General features: G+C 28.2%; 17 protein-coding genes. 4 read left to right on the top strand and 13 right to left on the bottom strand.

What is annotated here, in order from left to right; translation table 4 throughout:
- Position 1: 1 nt before the first annotated feature.
- The 3 genes from rpsP to MAGB_RS01345 form a co-directional block, all read right to left on the bottom strand.
- A complete protein-coding gene (gene rpsP / locus MAGB_RS01355; RefSeq protein ID WP_004024027.1) occupies positions 2-292 on the bottom strand; it encodes a 30S ribosomal protein S16 in 291 nt (96 codons plus the stop codon).
- Positions 293-430: 138 nt separating this feature from the next.
- A complete protein-coding gene (locus MAGB_RS01350) occupies positions 431-1372 on the bottom strand; it encodes a DNA adenine methylase (RefSeq protein WP_004024026.1) in 942 nt (313 codons plus the stop codon).
- Positions 1354-2454: a DNA adenine methylase gene (locus tag MAGB_RS01345; RefSeq protein ID WP_004024025.1), complete on the bottom strand. Its 1101-nt coding sequence runs from the start codon at positions 2452-2454 to the stop codon at positions 1354-1356. The genes MAGB_RS01350 and MAGB_RS01345 overlap by 19 nt, the downstream gene beginning before the upstream one ends.
- Positions 2455-2678: 224 nt before the next feature.
- Here MAGB_RS01345 and MAGB_RS01340 point away from each other — a divergent pair, with 224 nt between their 5' ends.
- Positions 2679-4604, top strand: a complete 1926-nt coding sequence (locus MAGB_RS01340; protein ID WP_235750723.1) for an AlwI family type II restriction endonuclease — start codon at positions 2679-2681, stop codon at positions 4602-4604.
- Positions 4605-5239: 635 nt separating this feature from the next.
- On the opposite strand, the gene MAGB_RS01330 is transcribed toward MAGB_RS01340, so the two are convergent.
- The 3 genes from MAGB_RS01330 to MAGB_RS01320 all read right to left on the bottom strand — a co-directional run bounded on the left by MAGB_RS01330 (position 5240) and on the right by MAGB_RS01320 (position 10633).
- A complete protein-coding gene (locus MAGB_RS01330; protein ID WP_004024023.1) occupies positions 5240-7408 on the bottom strand; it encodes an ATP-dependent Clp protease ATP-binding subunit in 2169 nt (722 codons plus the stop codon).
- A 125-nt stretch (positions 7409-7533) separates the two neighbouring features.
- A complete protein-coding gene (locus MAGB_RS01325; RefSeq protein WP_004024022.1) occupies positions 7534-9699 on the bottom strand; it encodes a Tex-like N-terminal domain-containing protein in 2166 nt (721 codons plus the stop codon).
- Between the two features lie 43 nt (positions 9700-9742).
- Positions 9743-10633, bottom strand: coding sequence for an MAGa7180 family putative nuclease (locus MAGB_RS01320; protein WP_004024021.1), 891 nt, complete (start codon positions 10631-10633; stop codon positions 9743-9745).
- Between the two features lie 154 nt (positions 10634-10787).
- Here MAGB_RS01320 and lysS point away from each other — a divergent pair, with 154 nt between their 5' ends.
- Positions 10788-12257, top strand: coding sequence for a lysine--tRNA ligase (gene lysS, locus MAGB_RS01315; RefSeq protein WP_004024020.1), 1470 nt, complete (start codon positions 10788-10790; stop codon positions 12255-12257).
- 14 nt (positions 12258-12271) lie between these two features.
- Here the strand turns inward: lysS and MAGB_RS01310 are convergent, their stop codons facing one another.
- Positions 12272-12997: a leucine-rich repeat domain-containing protein gene (locus MAGB_RS01310; protein WP_004024019.1), complete on the bottom strand. Its 726-nt coding sequence runs from the start codon at positions 12995-12997 to the stop codon at positions 12272-12274.
- Positions 12998-13279: 282 nt separating this feature from the next.
- Here MAGB_RS01310 and rplJ point away from each other — a divergent pair, with 282 nt between their 5' ends.
- Entirely contained in the window at positions 13280-13783 is a 504-nt protein-coding gene (rplJ, locus tag MAGB_RS01305) for a 50S ribosomal protein L10 (protein ID WP_036433168.1), read from the top strand.
- Positions 13784-13809: 26 nt separating this feature from the next.
- Positions 13810-14181, top strand: coding sequence for a 50S ribosomal protein L7/L12 (gene rplL / locus MAGB_RS01300; protein WP_004024017.1), 372 nt, complete (start codon positions 13810-13812; stop codon positions 14179-14181).
- A 114-nt stretch (positions 14182-14295) separates the two neighbouring features.
- Here rplL and MAGB_RS04315 read toward each other — a convergent pair whose 3' ends face one another.
- The 6 genes from MAGB_RS04315 to MAGB_RS01270 all read right to left on the bottom strand — a co-directional run bounded on the left by MAGB_RS04315 (position 14296) and on the right by MAGB_RS01270 (position 18689).
- Positions 14296-14898, bottom strand: coding sequence for a hypothetical protein (locus tag MAGB_RS04315; RefSeq protein ID WP_157767240.1), 603 nt, complete (start codon positions 14896-14898; stop codon positions 14296-14298).
- A 32-nt stretch (positions 14899-14930) separates the two neighbouring features.
- Positions 14931-15215, bottom strand: a complete 285-nt coding sequence (locus MAGB_RS01290; RefSeq protein ID WP_036433164.1) for a variable surface lipoprotein — start codon at positions 15213-15215, stop codon at positions 14931-14933.
- Positions 15216-15723: 508 nt separating this feature from the next.
- The gene (locus MAGB_RS01285; RefSeq protein WP_036433163.1) at positions 15724-15933 is read right to left on the bottom strand and encodes a hypothetical protein; all 210 of its coding nucleotides are present in this window, start codon (positions 15931-15933) and stop codon (positions 15724-15726) included.
- Positions 15934-16318: 385 nt separating this feature from the next.
- On the bottom strand, positions 16319-16570 hold the full coding sequence (locus MAGB_RS01280; RefSeq protein ID WP_036433155.1) for a variable surface lipoprotein: 252 nt from the start codon (positions 16568-16570) through the stop codon (positions 16319-16321).
- A 331-nt stretch (positions 16571-16901) separates the two neighbouring features.
- Positions 16902-17408: a hypothetical protein gene (locus tag MAGB_RS01275; RefSeq protein WP_004024016.1), complete on the bottom strand. Its 507-nt coding sequence runs from the start codon at positions 17406-17408 to the stop codon at positions 16902-16904.
- Between the two features lie 702 nt (positions 17409-18110).
- Entirely contained in the window at positions 18111-18689 is a 579-nt protein-coding gene (locus MAGB_RS01270; protein WP_004024015.1) for a hypothetical protein, read from the bottom strand.
- Positions 18690-18754 lie beyond the last annotated feature (65 nt).

The raw sequence follows: 18754 nt of genomic DNA, 5'->3' as shown, positions 1-18754 counted from the left end.
ATTATTTTGATGCTTGTTTAGCAGCAACTTTTTCACTTTTTAGTACAGAATTGATTTTTTCGTTAAGTTTTTGAGTTTTGAAAAGGTTGTAAACAGTTTGAGTTAGTTGTGCACCATTTTTAATTCATTGAATAGCAGCTTCTTCGTTGATTCTAAGAGCCTTTGAGTGAGGATTGTATTCACCAATAGCTTCTATAAATCTTCCATCACGTGGAGCACGAGCATCTGCTACTACAATTTTATAGCAAGCGTTGAACTTGCTTCCTAGACGTTTAAGTCTAATTTTAACCATAGTTAAGCTCCTTTATAAATATTTTAGGTGTCAAGCACTACTACTTGACAGCATAAGTAATTTAATTTTATATAAATAATAAAAAAATGCAAGAAATATTTTATGCAATACGCAATTTGCGCAAAATTAAAAAATAAATTACTTTGATTTAAAATTAGTAATTAAAACTTCAACTGTTTTTTGTTTATTTTTTTTCTGATAGTTCGAATTATTGTAGTTAGAATCTAAATAGTGCACATAATATTTTTTCATTCACTGTTCAAGAATTTTATTAACCTTTCCATTATGAATTAAGACATTACTTAATGCAAACTTTACATTCTTATTGTGTATCTTATTAAGATTGTTATATAACTCAATCTCTTTTTTTTCATTCCATAAATTATTTTCATTATATGGTGCCATAGAAATTAAATAAGGAGGGTCTATATATAAAAAATCATTTTTGCTAAATTGATTATCAAAAAAGAATTCATAACTTTGTGATGTAAAACTCAAATTTTTGCTAATCATTTCTTTTTTAAAATTTATAAATTTGTTTTTTAATGATTTATTAAAATCTCTCTTGCCACATGGAGTATTAAAATGTCCACTTTTATTAAATCTTATTTGATTATTAAACGCAAACGCAATTAATACATAAAAAGCAACATTTTTGTTTGTATTGGATAATGTAGAATGATTAAAATTTTCTCTTAATTTAATATAAGAACTATTGTTGACTTTTTTTAATCCAATTGAGGAGTCCGTTCCATAATATTTATAGCCATTCTTTGATGTGTCAGAAAGTTCATATTCAACAATAACTTTTTGAATTTGCTCAATTAATATTTCTAATTCTGTTTCATAAATATAACGGTATAAATTTATTAAACTATCATTTATATCATTAACAACTATTTTATTTGCTTTAATGTTAATTGCTACATCACAACCGCCGGCAAATAAGTCATAAAAAGTATTGATATTTTTAGGGAAATAACGAATAATCTGATTTAACAATTTATACTTTCCACCAATATAATTTAAGGGAGATTTAATATATTTATCTTGAGTAATACCTATTTTTTTGTCACGCATAAATACAAAATTTCTCTATGATTATTAATTTTTGATTTTCCAGTTGTATAAGGATTATGTCCCGATTCAAAAACTGTAACTTTTCCTTTCAATTTTAATGTATCAACTATTTGATTATGTGTAATTTTATTGTTAGATCTAGCATTACCTTTATTTTCCATATTGCTAAATGAGACAAGTATGTATTTTGCCTGTATATTTTCAATAAGATCTGTAAAGGCATTAAATGCATTTTTAGTGCAATAAAGCGAATTTTTGTCTTTTCTATTAACCATCTTAGAAGTCGCGCCTTCAACTTCTGGTTTTTTTCATGTTATTATGTTTTCAACTATATGATAAGTACTTGAATATTGTCTTGAGTTATAAGGTGTATCAATATAAACTAAATCAGCCTTGATATGTCTTATAAGTTGGTTTGCGTCTTCGCAAAAAATTTTATTCCCATTATTATTTACAGAAAGATCTGGTAATTGTAAAAACAAATGCTTGTCAATGATATTTCTTTTAATGTAAGCATCATAGTGCCCAGTAGTATTTGCAATTTTATCCATTGCATACAATAGCGACGTGAGAAGTATGTCTTTTTCCCTTTTATTTACTTTGTAGGAATCAATTTTTTCTCTTATTAACCCAATTTTCATTGCGTTATATTCACTAAAATATTTATTTCCAAAATTTTCAGAAACATAGTTTGGATAAATGGGATTTAGATTATTTAATTCATCTAATAACAATTTGATTTTATTAATGTCTACTTTCTGATTTCCAAATCATGCATTGTAGCACACAAAGTTAGATTCTAAAATATCATTAATAATAATTTTTTTATTTAATTGCTGAAACATATAACTTACAACGCCAGTTCCGCCAAAAATATCTGCAAAAGTGTCAATGTCGTTGAGTTTGTCTTTAATTGCATGGTAAATAAAGTATAGAAGTTTAGTTTTGGCTCCTAAGTATCTTCGACTTTTTATATTGACTCTATCATTATTAATACTAGAAAAAGTAAATAATGGGTCTGTGTTGAAAGCAGGGTTGATTTGTTCATTAAAAAGTTGTTTTAATAATTTTTTTCCATCCACACCCCCTTATACTTATATATATTTTATAATATCAACAGCATATATCAAAAAGTTTCATTTTTGATATTTAATGTATAGCCTTTATAAAAAAACTACCTTTTATCAAGGGAGAAAATAATGAAATTAAAACACAAGAACAGTATTTTAACATGGGTGACACATCAATAAGAGTACATGAAATCGTAGAAATTAATTTTATTTTGCTTAATCTTATAGATAAATTTATGAAACACAATAAAATTTGGGACAAGAAAGAACAAGAAAAATTTTATCAATTATTTATAGATGAAATAAGAAATTTAGAATTAAATTATGGTCAAAAATTGTTTAAAAAATTTAGCAGAACAAGTGATAAAGAAGTTGATGAATCCAAGCAAGGTTTAAGAGCAAGAACTCTAACCAATAATTTGATGAAAATTGGTTTTATTAACAAGAACAGAAAAATAAGCGATGTGGGTTATTCATATTTATATGGTTCACTTAAGAATCCTGACAAAATAGAATCATTGCTTAATTTATCTATTCATAACTTGGTATATTTAAGACAATTATTTAAGACAAAAATTTATGATTCTGAAAGTGACGAATACTTTTATAACTTTAGATTTGCAATTAAATTTTTATCCAAATATACAGGCATAAGTCAAAATCATTTTTTAACAATTATAGAATCTATTAGACCTACACAGAGCAACAAGGAATTAAACCATATCATTGATAATTACCAACAAGTTTATGACAATAAATTGTCGTTTGATGATTTTTATAAAAATAATTTTACTCACCTGTTTATATCGCATGTAGACATAGACAAGGCTGAATCATTGCTGCAGAATGATAAATTTGATTTTGATGAATTTTCTTCATTATTCACCAACAAAAAAACGACAAAATCAGTAAAAGAATATTTAAATTTTGTTAATGCACTTATCAATTTTAATAACAATCCTTGCAAAGAAAACATGGATTTATTAATTTTGTCTTCAAAAAAAGATGTAATAAAAAAAGCATTCGGCTCTAATTCAACATTATTTAAATACAATTCAAAAGACACTGTTGACAGTTTTATAAGCAAAAATAAGAATGACAATCTTTTGCTAAGGCCAATAAACAAAATTTACATTGAATTTATTATGAATAAAACAGCAGATATTATTAGAGAGTATTCTGACATGTGCAAAAGATTGTTCGAGATCTCCGGATTAATTAGTTTTAACAATGGAATAGTTAAATTGAACCTAAGCTGGATAATAACACCATTACTATCTTTTTTATCTGATAAATTCACATTAAGAGGAAAAGACTCATATTTAGACTACGAAAACAAAAACAATAGCGTTTGATTCAGTGATTTATCTTTATGTGAGATTTTTGGTATTAATGACAATGATATAGATGCAATAATGAATTCAATTAAAAAACAAATCGGCTTTGGCGATGAAAGTTATGATTTTAAATTTAATTTAGAACTAAAAAATGAAAAAGAATTTAGGGATTATATATACAAGAAGTTTCCTAAGAAAAAAGTTATTGAAATTTTACAAAATATTGACACTAGAAATGACGAATTGGTATTTAATCTAGTTACAAGAAGCGCAACAATACCTACAATTTACGAATATATTCTAACAATTGCTTGATTCTACATATCTGAATCAAAAAATTACAACTTACATAAATGCTTCGGGGTCACATTGGATGGGAGCTATTTACCTATAATACATAATTCAGGTTACAAAGGGGATATAGAAATTTTTACCGATAAATACTCATTACAAATTGAAGCAACATTACTTAATAAATATAATCAAAAAAGAGCAGAATTAGAACCAGTTATTAGGCATGCAATTAATTTTGAAAGCAAGAATTATGCACCACAAACAATTTATATAGCTAATGAATTGGATGATAATGTTATAAATATTTTTAGAGCTTCACAGTTTATAGAATTTAAAGATACGACCAGCAATATGCGACATATTTATGGTGTTAACATCTTTGCGTTTACAACAAATGAGATAATAAGAATATTAGAAAGTGATATCACAGATACGGAAATTTTAAATGTCATTAATAAACACAAAAATAATACTCCTATATTTATAAAACAAGGGTGACGAGAGCACGTTTTAAACGATTTATTTTCATAATTTATAAGAGGCACTTCAAAATTACAATAGGACACAAAAGCAGATCTTAAATTATTTTTTACAAAACACCTTACACACCTTATAAGGAGTTTTGTAATCGAATTTTTTAACATTCTTTCTTTATTATATCAACTAAGAAAGTTATTTAAGCGATGCTTAAGTTTACTGTTAGATTCCCCAAACTTGTCCTTTTTTTCTTTTTAATTTCGTCATCTGTAGAAATTATTTTTATTATCTTTATCAAATCTTCTTTATTTAGATCATTTAAAAATTCATCTAATATTTCTTCATTTGATTTTGTCTTTTTTTAGTCTGAGGAACCTTTGCCTTTTTTAGGCAATTTTCCGCTCATTGATTCTATGTTCATTCCTAAATTATTTCTTTTATACTTATTCACTAATCTCTTTCATTTCTCATTAGAAATGCGCTCTACATTTTTTGCTTTCATCATTTCATTCAAAAACATTTTTTAGTGAGTTTTCCAGATCTATGTCTTTTATACTTTGCAATAAGTATTTTCATTCACTAAGTTCAATTGTTTAGCCATTTTTGTGCCACCAACAAAAAAACATCAACATGTATGCTGATGTCTACTTTTTGTCCTAGTGTAAAATTTTAAGCGTTTTTTTGTAGTTCTACTTAACTTTTGAAACAATGAATTTGTTTGCAAAAACAGTTATTTCATATTCATTATTTTTATGAAGAGAACCATCAATTATTTGGTAAGCTAGCATGCTTTCGATATTGTTTTGAATATATCTCTTAATTGGACGGGCACCAAAGTTTTCATCATAAGCATTTTTAGCAATGTGTTCAACTAATTTAGGAGAATACTTTAGGGTAATTTCTTTAGTTTCAGAAATTCTTTTAATTAATTTTTGAAGCTCTAAAATAACAATTTGTTGAACGTCATATTCACTAAGGTGGTTAAATTTAACAATTTCATCAATTCTGTTGACAAACTCAGGGCTTAAAAATTTAAGCAATTCAGCTTTTAAGCTTGGCACTTGTTCTAAAGCTTCATTTAATTCAATGTTTGATGCAATGTTAGAAGTCATAATAATTATTAAATTTCTACAGTTTATGACTCTTCCAGTTGAATCAGTAAATGCACCGTTATCAAGAATTTGTAACAAGATGTTTAAAACATTTCTATCAGCTTTTTCTATTTCATCAAAAAGCAAAATTGTATAAGGATTTTTTCTAATATTTTCAGCTAGTGACCCGCCTTGGTCAAATCCAACATAGCCAGGAGGAGCACCAATTATTTTAGATACGCTGTGTTTTTCCATATATTCAGACATATCTAGTCTAATCATTTGCTTTTCACTGTCAAATAAAGCAAATGCTAATGCTCTTGCTAGCTCGGTTTTACCTACACCTGTTGGTCCTGTGAATAGAAAACTTGCTAGTGGTCTGTTAGGATCATTAATGTTAGCTTTTGCCCTTAAAACAGCCTTAGACACCAAATTGACCGCTTCATCTTGACCCTTGATTCTTGCTTTTAATTCATTTTCAAGATTCAATAATTTTTGCTTATCAGTTTCTAGTAATTTAGTTACAGGAATCATTGTTCATTTTGAAACAATACCTGCAATTTCTTCAGCTGTTACACTATTTTTAATTAAAGTTGATGCGCCTGAAGAAATTCTTTCTTCTAATTCTTTTATTTTTTTCTCAATTTTAGGAACTTCAGAATATTCTAGTCTTGAAGCATCTTCGTATTTAGTTTCTCTTTTGTAAATGTTTATTTTGTATCATAAATCATCTAAATATTTTTTTAATTTTGACAAGTCTTCTAATTCTTTTTTCTCATCATTTCATTTATTTTGCAGCTTGCCTATTTTTTCATTAGCAGACTTAATTTCTTTTTCAAGCTCTAAAATTCTATTTTTATGCTTTTCTTTATCTTCTTCATTTAAAGCAATTTTTTCCATATTTAAGCGAGTTAATAATTGCTTTACTTTTTCCAATTCCTCTGGTTCATAGTTAATTTCGGTTTTTATAGTAGCAGCTGCCTCATCTACTAAATCAATAGCTTTATCAGGTAAGAATCTATCAGAAATGTAACGAGAACTTAACTTAGCAGCAGCTACTAAAGCATCATCTTGAATTTTTACATTATGATAGTTTTCAAATCTGCTTTTAATTCCACGCAATATAGTAATAGTATCATCAATTGAAGGCTCTAAAATATCAACCTTTTGCATACGTCTTTCTAATGCTGCATCTTTTTCAATATATTTTCTATATTCATTATAGGTTGTTGCACCAATTAAGTGCATTTTTCCTCTTGCCATTAGTGGCTTAACAATGTTAGCAGCATCCATACCACCATCAGCATTTTTACCAGTACCAACCAACATATGTATTTCATCAATGAAAACAATTATTTCGCCGTTAGAATCTTCAATTCTTTTTAATACATCTTTAAGTCTTTTTTCAAATTGCCCTTGGAATTGTGCGCCAGCTATAAGGCTTGCTAAGTCTAGCTCATAGACATCCTTATTTTTAAGATTTTCAGGAACTTCGCCTTCTACTATTTTTCTAGCTAAGCCTTCCACAATTGCAGTTTTGCCAACACCAGGCTCACCTACTAATACAGGATTATTTTTAGTTTTACGACTTAAAATACGAATTAATCTTCTAATTTCATCATCTCTATTTATAACTGGTTCTAATTCATGTTTAGCAGCTAAGTCAGTTAAATTACGGCCGTATATTTTAAGTGGATCATTTTCAGTATTTTTATTTTTATTATTGTCTTGGATGTTATTAAATAAATCTTCAAAGTTAAATTCCATAGCTTACCTCCACAACACTCTAATACAAATATTTTAGCACTTTAATTGGTAGAGTGCTAAAAAATTCAAGAATTTTGCACTCTTGAATTTTTGTTATGTAATTAAATTTATCCAATAAGCCTGTTTTATTGGTTTTCTGGTCAAATTAGTTTTCCTTGAATTTTGTCATTTTCTTTATTAATTTCAATAATTTCTAAAGTGACAACGTCACCAGGTTTAACTAAATCTTTAGGATGGGCAACATAGTGAGTAGGTGTTTTCTTCATTTTAGATATATGAATAAGCACAGCTTGCTTAATGCCTATGTAAACAAAGATTCCAAAATCAGTAATATTTTGTACTGATCCCTCTAAAATCATTCCTACTTTCAAGTCTTCAAGATTTAAAATATCTTTTTTGAGCTTATAGCCTTCCTTTTCGTCTCTAATGTCCTTGGTAGGATTTATTAAAGAATCGATAATTAATTTGACATCATATTCATTTGAATTAAATTCAGTAGCTAAAGATTTAATATCAGCATTTTTAAGTACTTCAGCATTAATGTTTTCTAGGTCAATGCCTAATTTATTAACAATTTTGTTAGCTAATTCATATGATTCAGGGTGAATGCTGGTTCTATCAAAAAAGTTATTTGAATCATGAATTCGTAAAAAACCAACTGCTTGCTCATAAGTGTTTTCGCCTAATGATTTAACCTTTAATAATTCTTCACGATTTTTGAATTTGCCTATTTTACTACGATATTCGATAATATTTTGAGCATGTTTATTGTTCAAGCCAGATACAAATTTTAATATTTCAGCTGATGCAGTGTTTAAATCAACACCAACTAGGTTAACTGCTTTGTCAACCTTAAATTCTAAAGCTTGTGAGAGCTCTTTTTGATTTACATCATATTGATATTGTCCAACTCCAATAGATTTTGGGTCAATTTTTATAAGTTCATTAAGGGGGTCTTGGAATCTTCTGCCAATATTAATTGCGCTTCTTTCTTCAACATTTAAATCAGGGAATTCTTTAATAGCAATGTCAGAAGCTGAGTAAATTGAAGCGCCAACTTCAGAAACTATTGCAAATTGTAAATCAAGATCTTTGTGAGATTTTTCTCTTTCTTTAATTACATTAGCAATGAATTGCTCAGTTTCTCTAGAAGCAGTTCCGTTACCGATAACAATAATGTTTATTGGATATTTATCAAGAAACTTATTAATTGTTCTTGCAGCATTTTCGGTTCTAGATTGAGGTGGATTAGGATACATTATGCCTTTTTCAATAAAGTTACCTTGTGGATCTAATATGGCTATTTTACAGCCATTAACGAACGCAGGGTCAATTGCAGCCACTCATTTATTTTTAACAGCAGGGAATAAGAGCATTGTTTCAACATTTTCAGCAAAAAGCTTAATTGCTTCGCTTTCAGCTCTTGCAAAAAGGTCAGATTTAATTTCTCTAATAATTGAAGGAAGAATTAATCTTTCCAAACTATCAATAATTGAAGCGTGAATAATTTTGCCCGTTGTTTTTATTTTAAAGTACTTTTGGTTCAAATCATATGTTATTTTTGCTTGATTAAATTCTTCAATGTTGTAGCTAATTATTTTTAAGTTTTCAGCCCTAGAAATTGCTAATACTCTGTGATTAGGAATTTTGCTTACTCTTTCCTTATGGTCATAATACAAATGGAAAGTTTCTTTTTCATCTTCAGCATTTTTCTTCTTTTTGGTGATAATAAAACCATAGTCATATATTTGTTTTTTAACCATTTCGCGGTTAGCAACATCTTGTGACACTATTTGGCTAATAATGTATTGAGCTTGTTCAATGGCAAACTCAACACTTTGTACTTTTTCATTAAGATATTTTTCAGCTTCCTTATATGGATTAAATCTTGGATTGTCAGCTTCAAGAATTGATAATGCAAGTGGCTCTAAACCTAAAGCAATAGCTTCAGTTGCCTTAGTTTTTTTACCAACTTTGAATGGCTCATAAATATTTTCTAAAGCTGCTTTTGTGTCTACTTCATCAATTTTGGCCTTTAGTTCAGGAGTCAAAAGCTTTTTTTCTTCCAATATTTTAATAATCGCTTCTTTACGCTTATTAAGTTCAATATTGTAAGTATACATTTGATGAATTTCTTGAATAACTTCTTCATCTAGGCCGCCAGTTAAAGATTTTCTATATCTGGCAATAAAAGGAACTGTAGCTCCTTCATCTAATAAATTAAGCACTGTTGAAACTTGGTCTTCATTAAGTTTAAGCTGATTAGCAACATATGTAATTGATATATTCATTTTTACCCCTTTTTTCTAAAACTGCTATAAAACAGGCATTTTGTTAAAATGATTCAAATGGAATGTCATCATCTATTTTACCCATTTGTTTTCATTTATTAAAAAGTTCTCTTCTTTCATTTTCATTCTTGCATCTAAGATAATCAACTTGATCTTTGTCATTTATTAAGTCATACTTAGGCGATTTTTTTTCTTTATAAACACTGTATCTTTTGTGAAATTCTATTATTTTTTGAATATCATCCTTTATTTGTATTTGTAAATCAGGATTATTTTTTAGCGAGTAGTGAAATACTTCAATTTTTCTTTTAGCAACATCTACATTTTCAGGATTAGCATAATCATCATCATTTAAGAAGCAGCCAACAATAATGTATGAATCATAGCCTAGCAAGCTTGCATATAGTTGTGCTTGCTTTTTATAATTAAGTGGCACACCATCTTTTTTCAATTTGTTAGCTTGACTATTCAAGGTTCAAGAATCATAGTTTTTTATATTTGTTGTTTTGATCTCAAAAACGATTTTTTCACTTTCAGCTAAAGCATCAGGCACCCCACCAATAATATCTAAATTTTTAAAGTAATCATAATCAACATCTTTTGCCTCAATATGCTTAATTATAGTGTTTTTGAGCAATTTTTTAGTATAGAATTCCTGTAAATTTTCAATAATTTTAGGCTCCAATATTTGACCAGCATTTACATATTTTTTTTGCAAAACTGGAAGTGCTAGCCTTGCTATGTGGCAAAAGGCTTTAAACTCACTGTTAAAACGGTCAGGAGTTAAAATATTTGAAATAGATGAGCCCCCTAGCTTTTTGAATTTTAAAAATTTATTAGACCCTAGTAATTGTTCTTGAAAATTGTCCATCAGGATTACTTGATGATTTTCCTCATCCAAAATGTAATGTGTACCATTGTAGTATTTTGCCATTTGTTACCTCATTAGTAATAACAATCATTATGAATTATATTTTAAAATTAGTAAATAAATGGGACTAGTAGGCATTTTTTGCCATCATTATTCAATATTCATATAAGATATATAAATATATAAATCTTTTGTTTTTTGGAGATAATAATTAATAATGGAAAAATATACTGAGCAAGAGCAAGTCAGACGTAATAAATTAAATTTTTATAGTGAAAATAACATTGCTCCATTTAAGAAAGCTTATGACTTAGGTAAATTAGTTTTAAGTCAAGAAATAGTTGATAATTATGACTCTTTTTCTAGAGAAGAATTAGAAGAGAAAAATATTAGTGTTAATGTAGCGGGCAGATTAATGACTGTAAGAGGGCCATTTTTAGTATTAAAAGATTCTAAAGGCTTAGTTCAAGTTTATTTCAATAAAAAAAGCGATGAAAATGTAGCTAAAATAGTTAGCACATTTGATATTGGCGACATTTTATGAGTTAGTGGCACAGTTATGAAAACTCATACTAATGCGCTTACCTTAAAGTGCAATAAAATAGAGCTTTTAACCAAAGCACTTAAACCACTACCTGAAAAATATCATGGGCTTGTTGACACAGAAGAAAGATACAGACGTAGGTGAGTTGACTTAATTACTAATGAAGAGTCAAAAAATAAGTTCATTTTAAGAACTAAAATCATTAAATGAATTAAGGAATACTTTGATAATTTAGATTATCTAGAAGTTGAAACGCCTTTTTTACAAGATTATGTTTCTGGAGCTGCTGCCAAGCCTTTTACAACTCATCACAATTCTTTAAACCAAGAATTTGTTTTAAGAATTGCAACTGAAATTCCACTTAAAAAATGTGTAGTTGGTGGACTTGAAAGAGTTTATGAATTAGGCAGAATTTTTAGAAATGAAGGCTATGACACAACTCATAATCCTGAATTTACTACAATTGAGTTTTATGAAGCTTATTCTAATGTTGAAGGCATGATGGACAGAACTGAAGAGTTATTCAAAGTTTTATGTCAAAAATTAGGCAAGTCAGTTTTTGTTAATAATGGCACTGAAGTTGATTTATCAAAGCCATTTAAAAGAATCAATATGGTTGATGCAGTTAATGAAAAAACTGGCAAAGACTTTAGAAATATTAGTCTGGATGAAGCTATTTTAGAGGCTAAAAAGCACAATATTAAAATTGAAAAATTCTGAACAACAGGGCACATTATCAATGCTCTTTATGAAGAGTTAGTGGAAGGCTCACTTATTCAGCCAACCTTTATTTATGGCCACCCTATTGAAGTTTCGCCATTAAGTGCTAAAAGTAGTGACCCTAGATTTACTGAAAGAGCTGAATTGTTTATTAATACTAAAGAATATGCAAACATGTACACCGAGTTAAGCGATCCAATAGACCAGTTAGAAAGGTTTAAAAGTCAAATTGATGAAAAGAAAGCTGGCAATGATGAAGCTAGCGATATTGACTGAGATTTTGTTGATGCATTAGAATATGGAATGCCACCAACAGGCGGATGTGGAATAGGTATTGATAGATTAATTATGCTTTTAACAGAAACCAGTTCAATAAGAGATGTATTATTATTCCCAACACTTAAAAGAGTTAATAAAAAATAAACGGAAGGTGCCGTTTATTTTTTGCTAAATGTTATTTGATTGTCTTTTAAGCCTATAAATTGGGCAAATTCAGCCAATTTATCAGCGCCAGCAACTGCATCAATATTAAGGTTTTTAATTTCTAGCTTAAATGAATCTTTTAGATCTTTAAAAGCGTGTTGGCCAATATTAAGTTTGCTGCCTTTATCTAGCTCAGAATTAAGCACTAGTGAAAATTTATCGTTTTTTATGTTTGCAAAAGCATATGAAGCAATTGAAGATAGTTTTTTAGGTAAGCTGATATTTTCTAAATTAGTATTAGCAAAAGCACTAATATTGATTGATTCTAGTTCTGAATCATTGCTGAACTTAATTGACTTTAATTTAGAACTATTAGCAAAAGCTCTATCGCCAATAAATTTTATTTCTTTAGAAAATTCAACTTCTTCTAAATTAACTAATTCCATAAATGATTCTGAACCAATTGAATCAACAACATATTCAGTATTTTTGTATTTAACTTTTTCAGGAATTTTGATTGTTCTGCTTTGAGCAACAATATTGTTAGAATCGTCGAAAAGCGCACGATTATAGGCAGTTATGGTTGCTTTGTTGTTTGAATTTATATCAAAGTAAAATAATTTTGTATTTTCATCAAGCTTAATTTCAGATTTGCTTTTATCATTGCAGCCTGCTGAAACTAAAGAAACAGTTAGTGAAAACGGAAGAATAGCAAAACCTAATTTATTTATTTTTTTCATAGACAAATCTCCTATAGATTGCTAATATTGCTTAATAATTATGCAATTATACACAATTTATTCCTGCTTTATATTGCTAGAGCTATTTATGGGTAATTACATATTAATTAAGGTTATATTTTTGCTTTGAAAAAAGAAATTTATTTATAAAATATAAATACAATACATAAAGACAGTAACTGCCTAGCTTAATATGTTACCGAGTGTATATCTTAGTTTTTTCTATAACTAATATTGTCTATTGTATTGGAACTCTTTATTATTATGAAAGGGGGAAATTTGATGCATACAGTCAAAGAAACAGCAAACAGATTAGCAAAAATTGAAACAGTTGAAGAAATTAGCCAAAAAATTGCCGCAGCTAAAGGATTCATTGTTGCTGAATACCGTGGTCTAACTGTTGCTGACCTTAAAAACTTACGTGTTAGTGCCAAAAAATTAGGCATTGAAATTAAAGTTTACAAAAATAGATTGTTTAAGTTAGCTGCACAAAAAGCAGGTTATGACCTTGATGAACATTTAGTTGGGCCAAACTTGTTTGCATTTAGCAATCTAGAAGACAATGCAGCTGCTAAAGTATTAGTGAAATTTGCAAAAGAAAACAAATTATTAGTGCCTAAAGCTGGTGTATTTGAAAACAATGTTATTGATGCAAAAGGTGTTGTTGAAGTTGCTTCATTACCAAACTATGAAGAAGCATTATCAATTCTTGCACGTTCACTTATTGCTCCATTACAACAACTCTCTCTTTCTTTAAAACTATATAGTGAAAAAGAAAGCGAATAATACTTTTAAAAGAAAGGATTAATATCATGGCAAAATTAACAAAAGAATCATTTATTTCTTCATTAAAAGAAATGTCAATTAAAGAAGTTATGGAATTAGTTGAAGCAATGAAAGAAGAATTTGGTATCGACCCTTCAGCTGTTGCCGTTGCAGCTGCTGCACCTGCTGCTGAAGCTGAAGAAAAGAAATCAACTCTTTCAGTTATTCTTAAGTCAGACAATGGTAAAAAACTTGCTATTGTTAAAGCAGTTAAAGAACTTCTTAACCTTGCATTAATGGATGCAAACAAATTAGTTTCAACACTTCCTGCTACATTAAAAGAAAACATTCCTGCTGCTGAAGCTGAAGCACTTAAAGCTAAATTAGTTGAAGCTGGCGCTGATGTTGAATTAAAATAATTAAACTTAGCATTAAAAATCTAACCAGAGCGGTTAGATTTTTTTGATTGCTTATTTTACTATGTTATAAATGGGCAAAATATTGTTTTGAACTTAAAAGTTTTTAAATTATCCTTAAATCAGGCCGTTCTTTTGAAGAATGCTTTTATAATTTTTCTCGAACTTCTCAATGAATTTTTTCAAAATACTTAAAAAACTTGCCCCAATGTCTCCCCTTCCTTCATTATAAAAAGTCTTAACATGTTTATAAGAGTTATAAGGGTTATGTCCAGTCTCAGCAAATCAAGTAGTAAAGTCAGTTTTTAGTCCACTTTTACTGAGTTCATCGTCTGATTCTTGATTTTGTAAATTAATCTTGTCTTTAACTTTTTCAAATGTGTTCTTAATATTTTCAAGCTTTTCAATTAAATCTTTTGTTTGTCTTTGTCTTTCTTTAATCTCAGCTTCTTTTTTCTCTTGTTCTTCCTTTGCTTTCTGCCTTCTTTCTTCTTCCTCTTTTTCTTTTCTTCTTTTGTCCTCTTCTTTTTTTCTTGCTTCTTCCTCCTTTTCTTTTTTCTTTTCTTCTTCTTCTTGCTTTCTTTTTCCCTCCTCTTCTTGCTTCCTTTTAGCTATCTCAGTCTCTTTTTCCATCTTTTCTTTTTCTGCAGTGCCACCTTCACCATTGTTAATCATAATACCAGGATCATCGTTAGGCATCATTTCAGCATTGCCCATCATTTCTGAAGAGTCGCCATTTTCAGTGCCATTACCTAAAAGCGGGCTAGAACTTTCTCTATTTTCTTGCCCCCCCCATTTATATTTTCACTATCGTTTTGATTTTTCTCTAACTCTGTATTTGATTCAGTCTTGAGTTCGCCATTCTGAAGATTCTCCATTTTTTCACCCATATCATTTTTCGATTCTTCAGCCATTTTATTTTCGCCATCAGCCATATTAACATTGTTGGTATCTTCACATTTAGCAGCAACAACTGAAAGCGATGATAAAGAAACTGCAGAACCAAAAAGAAGCATTAATTTTTTTACTTTTTTCATTTTTCTCTCTTTCGTTTTTTGTTTTTAAAAAATACATAGACAATTATGTGCGATGAATGCTAATTAGCTTTTTATTAACTAGTAACAAATTAGTACCAAAAATCAACTGTCTATGAAAAATTATCTTGTTTAATTTTTATTGCATTTATCAATGCAATTAGCATGTATTTTACTAAGAACCAAATAATATAAAGAACAATTTATCATAAATAAAGAATCATTTTCATAGCCATTCCACAACAATCAATTTATATGAAGTTATTAGTATAAATAGCTCTAATTTATAGGATTTTGGGATAATTTGCATAATGTTAATGTCTAGCAAATTAGATGCTGATAATTTTATTATTTATGTAGCGTACAAATTACATTTGTTTAAAATACGCACTTTGCTTTTTTAATTGTGATTTTGAACATTTAAAATTAAAAAAGCAAGAGACTTTTAATTTCTCTTGCTACTAAACAATAAAAAACAACCGTCAGTAGAATCTTAAAAAACGCATTTATGTTATTCACTAGTTTTTGGTATTAACTTATCAAATTTAGGTTTGACATTTTTATTGTGTTCTTCTATAAATTTTTTAAGCAGGTTCAGCAAATAACTTTGGGTCTTTTCCTTTGTTGAGTTCTCTTTAAAAGCAGTATATTGTGTAACCTCACCAGCATCAAAGAAATTACTATATTTTGTACTTATACTTTCATATTCAACGCCAGTCAACTGGCTTTTTACTTGCTCATAAACTTTCTTAATTTCTTCTAATTCTTTAAATAGCTTTTTAAATTCTTCAACTTCTCTTTTAGCCTTTTCTTTTTCATCTTCGTCCTTTTTTCTTCTAGCAGCTTCTTCAGCTTCTTTTTGCTTTCTGTCTTCCTCTTTTCTTTTTCTTTCCTCCTCTTCTTGTTTCTTTTTAGTTTCTTCAGTTTCCCTATCTTTTTCTTCTTTTTGATTTTTCTCTTTTTCTAGATTCTCTTTTTCTTTATTTTCATTGTCTGAATTACTGTTTGCAATATTAGGATCATCGCCCGGAGCAACTTCACGATTATGATCTTTGCCAGATTCATTATTTTCAGGGCTACTGTCTACATTAGGAGCGCTATTGTCTCTACTTTCTCCCCCCCCTATTTATATGTTCATTATTTTTATCAGACTCCATGTTTGTTTCCACTTTGCGTTCTCTTTCTTGATGATTATCCATTTTCTCACTCATATCATTTTTAGGCAATTCAGTTTTAGCATTTTTATTATCAGCCTTAGCATCATCATTAGCATCTTCACACTTAGCAGCGACAACCGAAAGCGATGATAAAGCGACTGCAGAACCAAAAAGAAGCATTATTTTTTTTACTTTTTTCATTTTTTTCTTTCCTTTTTTAATTTTGTTCAACAATAAAATATTTGTACACAAATATACCAAAAAACACTTTCTGCAAAAGCAGTATTTTATTTACATATATTAAAGTAATTTATGCAGTTAGCTTGTTATAGTTAACTTGTGTAAATGCAAAAATTTTACTAAAGAAAAGCACAATACATTCACATAATTTTAGTAATTTCTTGTTTAACTTTTAAGTTACCTATTTACCTTAGGCAACTGTTTTATAGTACTTTTAGTAATTTAAACAAGTGATTAAAACAATCATTTTATATAAAAAGCCCCTATTGAGTGCTTAAATTATTAATAACATCTACATTGCTTGTTGCATTGAATTGTTCATAGCAGGTTGAGCGCTTATTAAAAGGTTAATTCTTTCTGAATATGCTTTTCTAAGCTTTTTTGTGTTTGCAATAGAAACACTGTAGAAAGCAACAATTAAAATTCAAAATGCAAGACTAATTACTAGATTTATAATAAATGGTCTTGCATTTCCACTAAAAGTTGAAACTATAAGCACCGGTATAATGGCTAGTTGAAAAATATATTGTAACAGTGCTAAAATTGGTATTAAAATAACTGACACTAAAAGTAATTTTCTAGATTTAGCAAATTCTTTTTCAATTGGTGTTTGATGAATAATCATCGAGTGAAAGACAATAATTATTACAAAAATTGGAAATGAGAAAATACAAAATAATTTTGTAAATGAAAGTCCTGCACCAATTAATGTCAAGTCAAGTATTACCACAGCAAGCGATAATGAAATGAAAACAATTAATACAGTTCCATAGGTTCTTAACTTAGAAAACTTTTCCATTTTTTATTTATGAATTATTAACTCCGTGAATATGATGTGTACGTACATAAATATTTATAAATAAAAAAAATAAGCATGTGGAAATTTACCCGAAGTTGTTCCATATCTCTTATTTATAGGTTTATTGGTAAATGGAACTTTTTCAGTGCTTACTTTTTAATTTTAAACATATGAGAGCATATACAAGTATTAATGTATCTAAGCTTATTTAAGTCTTGATTTATTTATTTTTAAAATGCTTTACATAATTTATAAGCAAAAATAATACTTAACATAAGTTGTTAGGCCTATTCTTTAATTAATGCCCTTTTCTATAATTACAATTGCAACAAATAAAAGCAAAACTTTTAATTGTTATAAATATAGATTTGGAGCCAGAATAAATTCTGCTATTTTTATTTCTTTAATTTGGAATATCTATCCATTATTTAGATAACTTATTTATTAATATCTAATTAATAATATTTATATTTATTATAGATATATAAAAATGTGACATTTAGCTTTCTTTATTCAAGAGCTAAAAATTAAAAACATAAACTTTTAAGGAATATTGATTTAATTAGCTATTTTATAGAGCTTTTGGTCAAAAGCAATGATCATAATGTTTTTTAGAAAACAAAAAACTATGCATATGCATAGTTAATATATTTATAAGTTAATAAATTTGTATTGAAACAATTTGCAAAGACTTACAACAAGCTATTTTGCTTTTAGTTCAGTTTCAAGTTTTTTAATAGCTTGCTCAGTTTTTTCTATTTTCTCACTCTTTGTAAAAATTTCTAATTCATTTTTTGCGCTGGTTAATTTGTCATAAACTGTTAGTCATTTTTCATAAGCATTTTTTAATTTACTTTCATCATATCCATTTTCATTTGATGTACTTGCTTTAGATTCTAAATCTTCTCAAACTTTTTTAAGTTCTTTTTCAGTTGACTCATTATCTTTAACAATTTTTTCTAATTCAGCCTTCTTTTCTTTTAACTTTGTTAGATCCTCTTTTAAATGTTTAAGCATTTTTTCTTTTTGCTTTTTGTCATTTAATGCGCTATAGGTTTCAGCTTGGTCTTTTGCAGGTTGTTCAGTGTTGCTTTTATTGTCATTTTGGTTTTTGTTGCTGTGTGCACTATCTGTTGTTACATTATCTACTTTATTTTTGCTGTCTGAATCAGGTGTCTTATTTTCAGCTGATGAATTATTTTGATTAATCTCAGTGCATGATGCTGAGACTATTGGGAAGGCCAAAAGCGCAGGCAGTGTCATTAAAAATTTAGATTTCATTTTTTTCTCCTAGAATAAAACATTTTTAGTGATGGTTAAAATTGTCCAAAATATAAATGATTGCA

The organism is Mycoplasmopsis agalactiae 14628 (assembly GCF_000266865.1).
Taxonomy (GTDB): domain Bacteria; phylum Bacillota_I; class Bacilli_A; order Mycoplasmatales; family Metamycoplasmataceae; genus Mycoplasmopsis; species Mycoplasmopsis agalactiae_A.
This window is presented reverse-complemented; position numbering and strand designations above follow the sequence as displayed.